Genomic DNA, 12585 nt, shown 5'->3' on the forward strand with positions numbered 1-12585 from the left:
ATCGGCTAGCCCCGCCCCTCGGAGCCGCCGTGTTTCTCGGGCGATCAGGTGTATCGGGCGGCGTTGAGCGACCAGTCCCAGGTGGCCCGGATCCAGCCCCGCCGGGCGGCCACGAACCGGTGGGTGGCCGGGTCGGCGGTGCGCAGCAGTACGCTCTCCCGCTCCGTGTACGCCGTCAGGGTCCGGTTGAACAGTTCCGCCGCGGCCAGCAGGGCGGCCTGCTCGGGGCGCTGCTCCTCTCCGGCGATGGCGGCGACCAGGTTGTGTCCGTCTCCGGTCAGCCGGTACTCCTTGCCGTAGGAGAAGACGTCGTTGCACCAGCACACCAGGTCCGCGGCGAGGGTCTCCAGAGCGACCAGGTCGGGGTGGGTCCGCTCGTCCGGCGACGGTCCGTCGCAGGCCAGGTCGGTGAGGGTGAAACTCGGGTGGACCGCACCGGTGTGCCGGCGCATCTGCACGTACTCGGCGACCCCGGGCACCCGCTGGTGCTCCCGGTTGGCCGCCTCCCAGAGCAACGCCAGCAGGTACTCCCGCAGCTGCCCGGTGAAGGCGAGCAGCACCGACGGGCGGGAGTCGGCGCGGACCCGCCGGCAGAGGTCGTGCAGCGCGGCCCCGCGCGGGCCGGTGGTGCCGAGCAGCGCCGGAAGCGCCGGGTCGCCGCAGAGGTCGAGGACGTCGAGCAGACCCGCGACGGTGGGGGCCAGCCGGGTCGGCGTGTCCCCCAGCCCGTCCTCGTCGCAGGCGTCGTCCACCGCGAAGAGCCAGGTGATCAGATCGGTCAGCAGGCGGAGCCGCTCCACCGGTGCCTCCGGGCAGGCCCGTCCGGCCAGGTCGGCGGCGGCGGCCCGGGCCAGCCGGCGGCGGCTCTCGGCGGACCAGGTCAGGCCGAGCCGCTCCGCCCAGTCGGCACTGTCCCGGGCGACCTGGGTGACCGCCGGGTGGCACCGCCCCGGGAACGGTGGTTCCCGTAGCGTAGAAAGCGCGAAATCCCGCATGCCACCCCCTGCCACACCGTCCCGGGCGGGGCGGACCGACAAATCCGTGCGGGGGCAAGATATCGGACTTGTTCTCTCCGTTGGCCTCCGCCCCGGTCGGCGGCCGTCCCGTCCCTGCCCGGCGGCCCTGCCGGCGGTGGCGGTCCGCCGAGAGGTCGGATCAGAGGCCCAGCTTGGCGGTACGCAGCCGCTCCACGGCCGCCGCCGCCCCGTCGAGTTGCACCCGGGCGGCACGCTGCCGGCCGGACAGGAAGAGGGTCAGCTCGCCCGGCGTCCCGACCAGCCGGAGCGCCTCGCCACCACGTCCGCAGCGCACCTCCCCGTGCTCCGGAGCCTGGACGAGCAGGCTCGCCGGGAACCGGCGCAGGGCGAGCCGGGCCATCGGCGCGGCCCGCTTCCAGAGCGCGGCGTGCAGTCCGGCCGGCAGGTTGCGGGGCTGCCAGTCCGGGGCGGCCCGCCGGACGTCCTCGTGGTGGATGAAGAACTCCATGGTGTTGACCAGCTCGTCGGTCAGCGGGTTGCTCAGCGGGCTCCACACCGGCGGCTGACGCACCTGCGCCACCAGTTCGGCCCAGGGCCGCGCCGCGATCCGCAGTCGCACCCGCTCGGCGTACCCGCGCAGCGGCGGCAGCAGGATCCCGCCCGCCGCGTCCGGCCGGCGTTCGCGGACCACCAGGTGAGCGGCGAGGTCCCGGGCCACCCAGCCCTCGTTCAGGGTCGGCGCGTCGGGCCCGAGGGCCAGCATGAGGTCGGCGAGCGCCTGGCGCTCCGATCGGGCGTACCGCGGCATGCCCCGATGGTAGGCCGCGCCCGGCCGGACGGCCCGTCGAGACGCGATACGTCACTCCTGCCACAGCGGACAAAACCGAACCCGGGTCGCCGCGCCGGGCGCCGACCGGTAAGGATGAGGGAGATAATTGCGGCTTACGGCGGGGGAAGTAGAGCGTGTCGAGCAGGACGAGTACGGCCGTGCTCGCCCGGGGCCTCCGGGTCCTCGGGCGGGCCGTCCGGGAACAACCACGGATCTTCACGGTCGCGGTCACCGGCAGCGTGCTCTTCGGCGCGATGGTGATCGGCAGCGCGTACGTGATCGGCGCGGTGGTGGGGGACGTGGTGATGCCCTCGATCGCCCGTGGCGCGGTGGAGGTCGGCGTGCTGGCCCTGACCGCCGCCGCCCTCTTCGGGATCAGCCTGCTGCGGGTGGTCGGCATCTTCGGACGCCGCCTCGGCGCCGGCTACATGCAGTACCGCCTCCAGGCGAGCTACCGCCGCCGGGTGACCCGCCGCTACCTGGAACTACCGCTGTCCTGGCACCAGCGGCACGCCACCGGCACCCTGCTCTCCAACGCCAACTCGGACGTGGAGGCCGCCTGGTACCCGATCGCGCCGCTGCCCTTCGCGGTCGGCACGCTGGTGATGGTGGCGGGGGCGATCATCGCGCTCTTCGCCACCGACTGGACGTTCGCGCTGGTCGGGCTGGCCGTCTTCCCCGCCCTGTTCACGCTCAACGTGGTCTACTCCCGCCGGATGGCTCCCCGCCAGGCCCGCGCCCAGCAGTTGCGGGCCGAGGTCAGCGGCATCGCCCACGAGAGCTTCGACGGCGCGCTGGTGGTCAAGACCATGGGCCGGGAGGCGCAGGAGACCCGCCGGTTCGCCGCCCGCGCGGCGGAACTGCGCGACGCGCTGATCGCCGTCGGCCGGCTGCGCGGCCTGTTCGACCCGCTGCTGGAGACCCTGCCCAGCATCGGCACCCTCGCCGTACTGGTGGTCGGCGCGATCCGGCTGCGCCAGGACGCGATCACGGTCGCCGAACTGGTCAGCGTCGCGTTCCTGTTCACCGTGCTGGCCGTACCGGTACGGGCCATCGGCTGGGTCCTCGCCGAACTGCCGCGCAGCGTGGCCGGCTGGGACCGGGTGCAGCAGGTACTCCGCGCCACCGGCGAGATGGCCTACGGGAACCGGGACCTCGACCCCACCGGCGGCGGCCCGGCCACCCTCGCCTTCGCCGACGTCTCCTTCCGGTACGAGCCGGCCGAGGCGCACCTGCCCGGCGCCGAGGTGATCGGCGCGGTCACCTTCACCGTGCCCGCCGGGCGCACCGTCGCCCTGGTCGGCCCGACCGGGGCCGGCAAGTCCACCATCGCCGCCCTGGCGGCGCGTCTGGTCGACCCGGACGCGGGCACCGTCACCGTCGACGGCGTCGACGTCCGGGAGTTGACCGCCGCGTCGCTGGCCGGCAACGTCGCGCTGGTCGCCCAGGTGCCGTTCGTCTTCGACGACACGGTGCGCGGGAACGTCGCCCTGGACCGCCCCGGCATCAGCGACGACGACGTCTGGGCGGCGCTGCGGCTGGCCGAGGCGGACGGTTTCGTCGCGGCCCTGCCCGAGGGGCTGGACACCCGGGTCGGTGAGCGGGGCACCTCGCTCTCCGGTGGGCAGCGGCAGCGCCTCACCCTGGCCCGCGCGCTCGCCGGCCGCCCCCGGCTGCTGGTGCTCGACGACGCGACCAGCGCGGTCGACCCCCGGGTCGAGGCGGCCATCCTGGCCGGGCTGCGCTCCTCGGCGACCGAGGGAACGGGCGCCGGCACCTCGATCCTGGTGGTGGCGTACCGCCGCGCCACGATCGCCATGGCCGACGAGGTCGTCTACGTCGAGCAGGGCCGGGTGGTGGCCCGGGGCACGCACGCCGAACTGCTCGCCACCGTGCCGGGCTACGTGGACCTGGTCACCGCGTACGAGCAGGCGGAGACCGAACGCGAGCAGGCCCGTACGTACCAGGACCCGGCGGTGGTCCCGGTGGCCACCGGCCTCGAAGTGGAGATGGACCGGTGAGCAGTCGCGAACGAGAGGCTGACCCGGTGAGCGCGAGGAGTGAGCTTGCGAGCCCCGCAGTCGCGAACGGAGGGCGAGTTCGGTGAGCGCGAGGAGTGAGCTTGCGAGCCCCGCAGTCGCGAACGAGAGGCTGACCCGGTGAGCGCCGTGGTGGAGGAGAAGGTGGAGCCGGTGGGCGGGTCGGGGCAGCCGCCGGAGGGAGTCGAGACGGCCTGGCGCACGCTGCGCCGGGGCCTGTCCCTCTCCCCGGAACTGCGGGTCGGGCTGGCCGGCACGCTGGCGCTGGCGCTGGTCTTCATGGTGGGCCGGGCCGCCGTACCGGTGGCGGTACAGCAGGGCATCGACCGGGGTCTGATCGGCGGGGTCGACCTCGGCACCGTCGGGACGGTGGTCGCCCTGACCGCCGCGACCCTGGTGGTGACCACGATCTGCGGCTACCTGATGATGCGCCGGCTGTTCACGGTGAGCGAGACGGCGTTGGCCAACGTCCGGACCCGGGCGTTCCGGCACGTGCACGACCTGTCGATGCTGCACCAGCAGTCCGAGCGGCGCGGTTCGCTGGTGTCCCGGGTGACCAGTGACGTCGACCAGATCACCCAGTTCCTCCAGTGGGGCGGGGTGATCCTCCTCATCAACATCGGTCAGCTCGTGGTCACCACGATCGTCATGCTCTTCTACTCCTGGCAGCTGACCCTGGTGGTCTTCGCCGCCTTCCTGCCGGCCGTCCTGGTGATCCGGGCTCTCCAGCGCCGTCTCGGCGCGGCGTACGGGGTGGTCCGGCAGCGGCTGGGCGCGCTGCTCGGCGCGGTCGCGGAGAGCGTGGTCGGCGCGCCGGTCATCCGGGCGTACGGGATCGCGGGGCGGACCTCCCGGCGGCTGGACGAGGCGATCGACGGCCACCGGGAGGCCCAGCAGCGGGCCATCCGGTTCAGCATCCTGGGCAGCTCGGTCGGGGAACTGGCCGCCGGTCTCGCCCTGGCCGGCGTGGTCGTGGTCGGGGTGAGCCTCGGCGCGGACCGCACGCTCTCGGTCGGTCAGATCACCGCGTTCCTGTTCCTGGTGACCCTGTTCATCCAGCCCGTGCAGATCGCCACCGAGGTGCTCAACGAGGCGCAGAACGCGATCGCCGGCTGGCGGCGGGTGCTGGACGTGCTGGACCTGCGCCCGGACGTGGCCGACCCGGGGGAGCAGGGGCGCCAGCTGCCGCCGGGGCCGCTGGACGTGCGGTTCGCGCAGGTGGGCTTCGCGTACCCCGGGGGGCCGCCGGTGCTGCACGACATCGACCTGGAGATCCCGGCGAAGACCCGGGTGGCGGTGGTCGGCGAGACCGGCAGCGGCAAGACGACCTTCGCCAAGCTGCTCACCCGGCTGATGGATCCGACCAACGGCACCGTGTTGCTCTCCGGCACGCCGCTGGAGCAGGTGCGGTTCGACTCGCTGCGCAGTCGGGTGGTCATGGTGCCGCAGGACGGCTTCCTCTTCGACGCGACGGTGGGGGAGAACGTCCGCTTCGCCCGGCCGGAACTCACCGACGAGCAGCTCGTCGCGGCCTTCACCGAGCTGGGGCTGGTCGACTGGTTGGAGGGGCTGCCGTCCGGGCTGGACACCCCGGTCGGGGAGCGTGGCGAGGCGCTCAGCGTGGGGGAGCGGCAGTTGGTCGCCCTCGCCCGGGCGTACGTCGCCGACCCGGACCTGCTGGTGCTGGACGAGGCGACCAGCGCGGTCGACCCGGCCACCGAGGTGCGTCTACAGAAGACCCTGGACGCGGTGACCCGGGGTCGGACCACCCTCGCCATCGCGCACCGGCTCTCCACCGCCCAGGCCGCCGACGAGGTGATCGTGGTGGACCGGGGCCGGGTCGTGCAGCGCGGTCCGCACGACGAGCTGATCCGGGAACCGGACTCGGTCTACGGGTTGCTCTACGCCTCCTGGTTGGAGCAGACCCGGTGATCCGGCGTTTGGGGGATCTGCTGGACGCCCGTGGTCGGGTGCTCTAATCTCCTGGGTTAGGTTAGCCTAACCTATGGAAAGGGGCGGTCATGCGACCGAGCAGCGCCGAGACGGTCCGGACCCTGGTGGCCGGCCGCCTTCCCGGGCTGGTGCACCTGGCGCACCGCCCGGGGCCGTACCAGGTCCGGCACGTCACGGATCCGGACGGGCGGGTGCTGATGCTCGTACCGGTGGTCAGCGACCTGGCCGCCGCGCTGCGCCCCACCGGGGCGGTCCGGGACGACGTCGCGGTGGTGCTCGACGTGCTGGACCTGCCCCCGGCGGCGGGTGCGCCGTCACTCGGCCGCGCCTGGGTCTCCGGCTGGGCGGCCCCGCTGGACGGGGCGGACGCCCGCGCCGCCGCGGTCGACTTCGCCACCATGGAGCCGACCGGCGATCTGCTCGACGTCGGCACCCGGTTCCGGCTGTACCGCTTCGAGGTGGCCGAGGCCCGGCTGGACGTCGCCGGAGAGGTGCGGCGCGTCCCGCGCGACGAGTACGCCGCAGCCGACCCGGATCCGCTGCATCCGGTCGAGGGCGCCCTCCTGACCGACCTCGCCGAGCACCACGGCGACCAGGTCGCCGCCTACCTACGCCGGCAGCTCGGCCGGCTCGGCGAGCGGGCCGGCGCGCCGCCCCGGATCGTCCGCGTCGACCGGTACGGCCTGGTGGTGTCCCTGGGTGGGCCCGGTGCCCGGCAACGGGCCCGGCTGTCCTTCCCTCGGCCGGTCGCCGACCACGCCGACCTGGCCCGGCTGCTGCACCCGGTGCTCTGCCGGCATCGGGCGTCGGCCCGTCCCGCCTGACCCGGACCGTCGGCGCGGTCCGGCCCGATCCGGACCCGTCGACCCGGACCCGCCGACCCGTCCCGCCTGCTCGGGGCCCCTCGGCGCGGTCCCGGCGTCGTCGCGCGTCCGCGTCACCGGGGGTCGGTGAACGCGGATCCCCGCAGACCGGTCGGTCAGCGGGGGACGACCCCGTCCAGCGGCCCGGTCAGCCGGGGACGACCCCGTCCAGCGGCCCGGTCAGGTAGCGCTGCACGACGGGGCCGACCGCGGCGACCAGGGTCTCCGGCGGCGCGGAGGCCAGCGGCTCCAGCCGGACGACGTACCGCATCAGCACCAGCCCACCCATCTGGGCGGCGGCCAGGGAGCCGCGCAGCGGCAGCTCGGCCGGGTCGGCGTCGAGGTGCTGGAGCACCCGGCGCAGCACCTGGGTGACCAGGAACTCCCGCAGCAGCCGGGCGGTCCACTCGGTGCTCACCGCCGAGCGCAGCAGCGCCACCCCGGCCGTCCCGGCCGGTGAGTCCCAGATCGCGAGCAGGCCCCGGACCAGCCGTTCGCCGATGCCCGCCGGATCGCCGTCGAGCACCCCGGGCAGCAGCCGTCCCGGGTCGACCGGCGCGTTCATGGCGGCCAGGAAGAGCTTGTCCTTGCTGCCGAAGTAGTGGTGGACCAGGGCCGGATCCACCCCGGCCGCCCCGGCGATCGCCCGGATCGAGGCCGCGTCGAAACCCCGTGCGGCGAACGCCGTCCGGGCCGCCACGAGGATCGCCTCCCGGGTGTCCGGGTTGCCCGGTCGTCGTCCGGTCCGTCTGTTCATCGCCGCCCCTCGCTCGCCCGGTCTGCCCGCTCGCCCGGTCTGCCCGCTCGCCCGGTCTGCCCGCTCGCCCGGTCTGCCCGCTCGCCCGGTCTGCCCGTCCACCCGGTCTGCCGGCCGCCGGTCGGTGTTGGACCGAAACCGTCAGCCGCTGCGCCGACGCAGCGTGGCCGCGGCGAGCACCAGGGCGAGCAGCGTCGACCCGGCCACCACCGTCAGGCCCCGCCACATCGTGACGGTGGGCTCGGCGTGCGCGCCGACCTCCCGCAACGCCTCGACCGCGTACGACAGGGGTAGCGCGTCGCTGACCGCCCGGAGCCAGCCGGCCATCTGCTCCCGCGCGACGAAGAGTCCGCAGAGCAGGAGTTGCGGGGCCACCACGACCGGCATGAACTGTACGGCCTGGAACTCGGTGCGGGCGAAGGCGCTGCACAGCAGTCCCAGCGCCATGCCGAGCAGGGCGGTGACCACGGCGATGACGACGACCAGCCAGCCGCTGCCGGCGGTGTCCAGGTCGAGCAGCGCGTAGGCCACCGCGCCACTGACCACCGCCTGCACCGTGGCGGCCAGCCCGAAGGCCAGGGCGTACCCGAGGAGCAGGTCCAGCTTGCCCAGCGGGGTGGTGAGCAGCCGTTCCAGCGTGCCGGTGGTGCGTTCGCGCAGCATCGCGATGCTGGTCACCAGGAACATGACCGTGAAGGGGAAGAACCCGAGCATGACCAGGGCGACCCGGTCGAACGTGGCCGGTTGCCCGGGTGGGGTGGGTTGCCCGGCGTACATGAAGTGAACCAGGGTGAGCAGCGCGCCGGGCACCACGATCAGCAGGGCGATGGTCCGTGGGTCGTGCCGGAGCTGGCGCAGCACCCGACCGGCGGTGGCCGCCACGATGCGGGGGTTCACGACTCCTCCTCTCCGGCGTGCCGCGCCTCGGCGGCCCGGATCAGGCGCAGGAAGGCCTCGTCCAGGTCGGTCACGCCGGCTGCGGCGCGCACCCCGTCCGGGGTGTCGTCGGCGAGCAGCCGCCCCTGCCGGATCAGCAGCAGCCGGTCGCAGCGGGCGGCCTCGTCCATCACGTGACTGGAGACCAGCAGGGTGGTCCCGGTGGCGGCCAGCTCGTGGAAGCGGGCCCAGAGGTCGGCCCGGAGCACCGGGTCCTGGCCGACGGTGGGTTCGTCGAGCACGACCAGCTCCGGTCGGGCGACCAGCACGCAGGCCAGGGAGACCCGGCTGCGCTGCCCGCCGGAGAGGGTCCGGACCAGTTGCCCGACCGCCCCGGTGAGCCCGACCTCGGCCACCGCGCGGTCGGCGTCGGCCCGCTCGCGCCCGTGGATAGCGGCGAAGTACCGCACGTTCTCCCGGACCGTCAGGTCGGCGTAGACGCTCGGCGCCTGGGTGAGGTACCCGACCCGTCGGCGCAGGGCCGGCGTCCCGGCCGGTCGGCCGAGCACGGTCACCGCCCCGGAGCTGACCGTCTGCACTCCGACCACGGCGCGCATCAGGGTGGTCTTGCCGCTGCCGCTCGGGCCGAGCAGCCCGGTCACCGTGCCGCGCGGCACGGCGCAGCTCACGCCGTCCAGTATCCGGCGTCCGCCCCGGTCGACCACCAGGTCGGCCAGGGTGATCGCACTGTCCATGCCACCCCTCCTCGAATTCAGCATCCGTTGAACTCAACGATAGATGAGTTTCTGTCCGGGCACAACGGTGCCCCGTCCTCCGCCGCCGTGGGGGACCGTTTCCGATCAGCCATCGCCCGACCGTCGGGCGGGCTGCGGGCCGGTGGCGTCCCCGAACCGGGACGGGGCTGGGAGGTCCCCGCCGCGTACGGGACAATGGGTGACTGTGCCCGTACCTGACGCGCCGCCGACCGGCGCTCCCGCCAGCCCGACCCACCCGGCCCTCCCGGGGCCGGTCCGTCCGTCCCGGCTCGATCCGGCCATCGCGGCCCGCCTGCGTCGGGGCGTCGACGGTCTGGTCGCCGCCGTGGTCCGCCAGCACGACACCGGCGAGGTGCTGATGGTCGCCTGGATGGACGACGAGGCGTTGCACCGCACGCTGACCACCGGCCGGGCCACCTACTGGTCGCGCAGCCGGCAGGAGTACTGGGTCAAGGGCGCCACCTCCGGCCACCACCAGTACGTCCGCTCGGTCGCCCTGGACTGCGACGGCGACGCGCTGCTGGTCAGCGTCGACCAGGTGGGCCCGGCCTGCCACACCGGCCGGCGCAGCTGCTTCTCCGAGGAGCTGCCGGTCGGGACCGCCGGTCCCGGGGAGCCGTCGGTCGCCGACGGCGGGGCGGGTGCGGCATGACCGACGGCGTGGTGAGCCCCGACCTGGCCGCCTTCACCGAGCTGGCGGCCCGCTGGCGGGTCGTCCCGGTCACCCGGCGGCTGCTGGCCGACGGCGAGACCCCGGTCGGGGTCTACCGCAAACTCGCCGGGGGCCCGGGGACCTTCCTGCTCGAATCCGCCGAGCAGGGGGTCGGCTCGGCCGGGCTGGCCTGGTCCCGGTACAGCTTCATCGGCGTCCGCAGCAGCGCCACCCTGGTCGAACGCGGCGGCGCGGCGACCTGGCTCGGGCGGCCCCCCGCCGGCCTGCCCACCGAAGGCGACCCGGCGCGGGTGCTGCGCGACACGGTGGCCGCGCTGGCCGGGCCGTCGTTCGACCCGACCAGCGGCATGCCCCCGCTGACCGGCGGCATGGTCGGCTACCTCGGGTACGACCTGGTCCGCCGGATCGAGCGGCTGCCCAGCCTCAGCGAGGACGACCTCGGCGTACCCGAACTGGGCATGATGCTCGCCACCGACCTGGTGGTCCTGGACCACTACGAGGGTTCGGCGATCCTCATCGCCAACGCGGTCCTGCCGCCGCCGGACGAGCCCGGCCGCGCCGCCGAGGTGACCGCCGCCTACCACCACGCGATCGGCCGGCTCGACGCGATGACCTCGGCGCTCTCCCGGCCGAACCCGCCGATGATCTCCACGGTCGACCGCCCGCCGGTCGGTGCGGTGACCTCGCGGACGGCCGAGGGGAACTACCCGAAGGCGGTGGAGGCGGCGAAGGAGGCGATCCGGGCCGGGGAGTGCTTCCAGATCGTGTTGGCGCAGCGCTTCGAGCGGCGTACCGACGCCGACCCGCTGGACGTCTACCGGGTGCTGCGCACCACCAACCCCAGCCCGTACATGTACCTGCTCCGCTTCGACGACTTCGACATCGTCGGCTCCTCGCCGGAGGCGCACCTGAAGGTCACCGGCGCCGACGACGGGCAGCGCCGGGCGTTGTTGCACCCGATCGCCGGCACCCGGCCCCGGGGCGCCGATCCCGAGCACGACGCCCGGCTCGCCACCGAGCTGCTGGCCGACCCGAAGGAACGCGCCGAGCACGTCATGCTCGTCGACCTGGGCCGCAACGACCTGGGCCGGGTGTGTCGACCGGGCACTGTCGAGGTGCCCGAGTTCGCCACCATCGAGCGGTACAGCCACGTCATGCACATCGTCTCCACCGTGGTCGGCACGCTCCGCTCCGACGCCACCGCGTTCGACGCGCTCGCCGCCACCTTCCCCGCCGGGACCCTCTCCGGTGCGCCGAAGGTCCGGGCGATGGAGATCATCGAGGAGTTGGAGCCGGTCCGCCGGGGCCTCTACGGCGGCACGGTCGGCTACTTCGGCTTCGGCGGCGACCTGGACATGGCGATCGCGATCCGCACCGCCCTGATCCGGGACGGCTGGGCGTACGTGCAGGCCGGCGCGGGGGTGGTGGCCGATTCCGATCCCGCCGCCGAGGACCGGGAAACCCGGGCCAAGGCCGCTGCGGTGCTCGCCGCCATCGCCGCCGCCGAAACCCTCCGGCCGGCCCGGTGAGCGCGAGGAGTGCAGCGCAGCGGAGCCCCGCAGTCGCAATCGGAGGGTGGGCGTGGTGAGCGCGAGGAGTGCAGCGCAGCGGAGCCCCGCAGTCGCGATCGGAGGGTGGGCGTGGTGAGCGCGAGGAGTGCGGCGCAGCGGAGCCCCGCAGTCGCGATCGGAGGGTGGACCCGATGAGCGCGGCGGGGGAAGGGAGCGCGTCGCGGGCCGGGCGGCGTGAACTGACGTTCGCGGTGCTGCTCTGCCTGGCCGGAGCGGGCCTGGCGGTCTGGGCGGCGACCCGGCCCTGGGCGGTCGAGGTGACCCCCCGACCGGTGCCGCTGCCGGCCCTACGGGAGGAGCGGTCCGGGGCCACCCTGCTGCCCTGGCTGCCGGCGCTGGCAGTGGTCGCGCTGGCCGGCGCGGGAGCCGTGCTCGCCACCCGGGGCGGGCTTCGGCGTGCGGTCGGGCTGGTGATCCTGGTGCTCGGGGCGGCCGTGGCGGTGGGCGGCGGGTACGCCCTGACCGCCGGGTTCGGCGGTGCCGTCAGTCGGCAGTGGCCGGCGCTCTGCCTGCTCGGGGGCCTGCTGGCGGCGGCCGGTGGGGCGTGGACGGCCCTGCGGGGGGCGGCCTGGCCGGCGATGGGCGCCCGCTACGAGCGTCCGGACCACGGCGGCGGCGCGACCAGCCCGGACGCCCCGGAGGCCACCGGAGCGGCGGCGCCGACGCGGGGTACCGCCGCCGCGTGGGACGCGCTGGACCGGGGTGAGGACCCGACGGTCAGCTGACCGGTTGCCGCTCGTCGGCGCGGGCGGCGGCGAGTTCCGTCACCAGACGGTGCAGTTCGGCGCGACGGTCGGCACGGGCCCGGTCCGCGCAGACCGCCTCCCAGGCGTTGCCCCGGGCGGTGCGCACCCGCTCCTCGCCGACGACCGCCCGTTCCAGGGTGTGCACCATGCCGACGGCGAGCGAGGCGACCGTCCGGGAGATGGTGGTGAGTCCGATGGTCGATGCCGGCTGGTCAGTACTCATGATCACTCCGCAACGAATCCGTTCGGTCGGTGGGGCGGACCCGTTTCCGAGTCTGCACGATGCTGATGCTGCCGGCTTCACGTTTCGACGTGATGACCGCCGCATCAACACTGGCGTGGGCATGAACGCCGTGGTCAGGGCCGTTCGTCCTTGACCTTCGTCACACCGGACGCCGCGGGGCCGACAGCCACCGGGGCGGGACGCCTCGCGCGGACAACGGACGGCGGGAGTGTCATGATGATGAGGATGATCGATGACCCGGTGGCGGTGGGCGGTGGGGACGATCGCGGTGGTCGACCCGA

Annotated in this window: 12 protein-coding genes; 6 read left to right on the forward strand and 6 right to left on the reverse strand. The window is 74.4% G+C overall.

From position 1 onward, the window contains the following. Positions 1-44: 44 nt before the first annotated feature. Complete coding sequence (locus AB0F58_RS11610) at positions 45-995, reverse strand: terpene synthase (RefSeq protein ID WP_357141498.1); 951 nt, start codon at positions 993-995, stop codon at positions 45-47. Between the two features lie 160 nt (positions 996-1155). Continuing rightward, positions 1156-1785 (reverse strand): TIGR03085 family metal-binding protein, encoded by a 630-nt coding sequence (locus AB0F58_RS11615; RefSeq protein WP_357141501.1) that lies wholly within the window; start codon positions 1783-1785, stop codon positions 1156-1158. Between the two features lie 155 nt (positions 1786-1940). Between AB0F58_RS11615 and AB0F58_RS11620 the strand changes: the two genes are divergently transcribed. The 3 genes from AB0F58_RS11620 (at position 1941) to AB0F58_RS11630 (ending at position 6622) form a co-directional block, all read left to right on the forward strand. Continuing rightward, complete coding sequence (locus tag AB0F58_RS11620) at positions 1941-3827, forward strand: ABC transporter ATP-binding protein (RefSeq protein ID WP_357141503.1); 1887 nt, start codon at positions 1941-1943, stop codon at positions 3825-3827. A 171-nt stretch (positions 3828-3998) separates the two neighbouring features. Then, positions 3999-5777, forward strand: a complete 1779-nt coding sequence (locus tag AB0F58_RS11625) for an ABC transporter ATP-binding protein (RefSeq protein ID WP_357141857.1) — start codon at positions 3999-4001, stop codon at positions 5775-5777. 89 nt (positions 5778-5866) lie between these two features. Further along, entirely contained in the window at positions 5867-6622 is a 756-nt protein-coding gene (locus AB0F58_RS11630; RefSeq protein ID WP_357141506.1) for a DUF2470 domain-containing protein, read from the forward strand. 187 nt (positions 6623-6809) lie between these two features. Here the strand turns inward: AB0F58_RS11630 and AB0F58_RS11635 are convergent, their stop codons facing one another. From AB0F58_RS11635 to AB0F58_RS11645, 3 genes are all read right to left on the reverse strand, one after another. After that, entirely contained in the window at positions 6810-7418 is a 609-nt protein-coding gene (locus tag AB0F58_RS11635; protein ID WP_357141510.1) for a TetR family transcriptional regulator, read from the reverse strand. 141 nt (positions 7419-7559) lie between these two features. Beyond that, entirely contained in the window at positions 7560-8315 is a 756-nt protein-coding gene (locus AB0F58_RS11640) for an ABC transporter permease (RefSeq protein WP_357141512.1), read from the reverse strand. After that, a complete protein-coding gene (locus AB0F58_RS11645; protein ID WP_357141515.1) occupies positions 8312-9049 on the reverse strand; it encodes an ABC transporter ATP-binding protein in 738 nt (245 codons plus the stop codon). Before AB0F58_RS11645 ends, AB0F58_RS11640 begins: the two co-directional genes overlap by 4 nt. A gap of 205 nt (positions 9050-9254) precedes the next feature. Here AB0F58_RS11645 and hisI point away from each other — a divergent pair, with 205 nt between their 5' ends. The 3 genes from hisI to AB0F58_RS11660 all read left to right on the forward strand — a co-directional run bounded on the left by hisI (position 9255) and on the right by AB0F58_RS11660 (position 12039). Further along, the gene (gene hisI / locus AB0F58_RS11650) at positions 9255-9722 is read left to right on the forward strand and encodes a phosphoribosyl-AMP cyclohydrolase (protein ID WP_357141518.1); all 468 of its coding nucleotides are present in this window, start codon (positions 9255-9257) and stop codon (positions 9720-9722) included. Beyond that, positions 9719-11272: an anthranilate synthase component I gene (locus tag AB0F58_RS11655; protein WP_357141521.1), complete on the forward strand. Its 1554-nt coding sequence runs from the start codon at positions 9719-9721 to the stop codon at positions 11270-11272. The genes hisI and AB0F58_RS11655 overlap by 4 nt, the downstream gene beginning before the upstream one ends. Positions 11273-11445: 173 nt before the next feature. Then, the gene (locus AB0F58_RS11660; RefSeq protein ID WP_357141524.1) at positions 11446-12039 is read left to right on the forward strand and encodes a Trp biosynthesis-associated membrane protein; all 594 of its coding nucleotides are present in this window, start codon (positions 11446-11448) and stop codon (positions 12037-12039) included. On the opposite strand, the gene AB0F58_RS11665 is transcribed toward AB0F58_RS11660, so the two are convergent. Beyond that, positions 12032-12283, reverse strand: a complete 252-nt coding sequence (locus AB0F58_RS11665; RefSeq protein ID WP_357141527.1) for a hypothetical protein — start codon at positions 12281-12283, stop codon at positions 12032-12034. The two genes, AB0F58_RS11660 and AB0F58_RS11665, sit on opposite strands and share 8 nt — an antisense overlap. Positions 12284-12585: the final 302 nt, after the last annotated feature.

The organism is Micromonospora sp. NPDC023956 (assembly GCF_040639195.1).
Lineage (GTDB): Bacteria > Actinomycetota > Actinomycetes > Mycobacteriales > Micromonosporaceae > Micromonospora.

Coding starts and splice junctions, on each gene's coding strand:
- AB0F58_RS11610 (WP_357141498.1), bottom strand. CDS start 995: ATGCGGGATTTCGCGCTTTCTACGCTACGGGAACCACCGTTCCCGGGG.
- AB0F58_RS11615 (WP_357141501.1), bottom strand. CDS start 1,785: ATGCCGCGGTACGCCCGATCGGAGCGCCAGGCGCTCGCCGACCTCATG.
- AB0F58_RS11630 (WP_357141506.1), top strand. CDS start 5,867: ATGCGACCGAGCAGCGCCGAGACGGTCCGGACCCTGGTGGCCGGCCGC.
- AB0F58_RS11635 (WP_357141510.1), bottom strand. CDS start 7,418: ATGAACAGACGGACCGGACGACGACCGGGCAACCCGGACACCCGGGAG.
- AB0F58_RS11645 (WP_357141515.1), bottom strand. CDS start 9,049: ATGGACAGTGCGATCACCCTGGCCGACCTGGTGGTCGACCGGGGCGGA.
- AB0F58_RS11655 (WP_357141521.1), top strand. CDS start 9,719: ATGACCGACGGCGTGGTGAGCCCCGACCTGGCCGCCTTCACCGAGCTG.
- AB0F58_RS11660 (WP_357141524.1), top strand. CDS start 11,446: ATGAGCGCGGCGGGGGAAGGGAGCGCGTCGCGGGCCGGGCGGCGTGAA.
- AB0F58_RS11665 (WP_357141527.1), bottom strand. CDS start 12,283: ATGAGTACTGACCAGCCGGCATCGACCATCGGACTCACCACCATCTCC.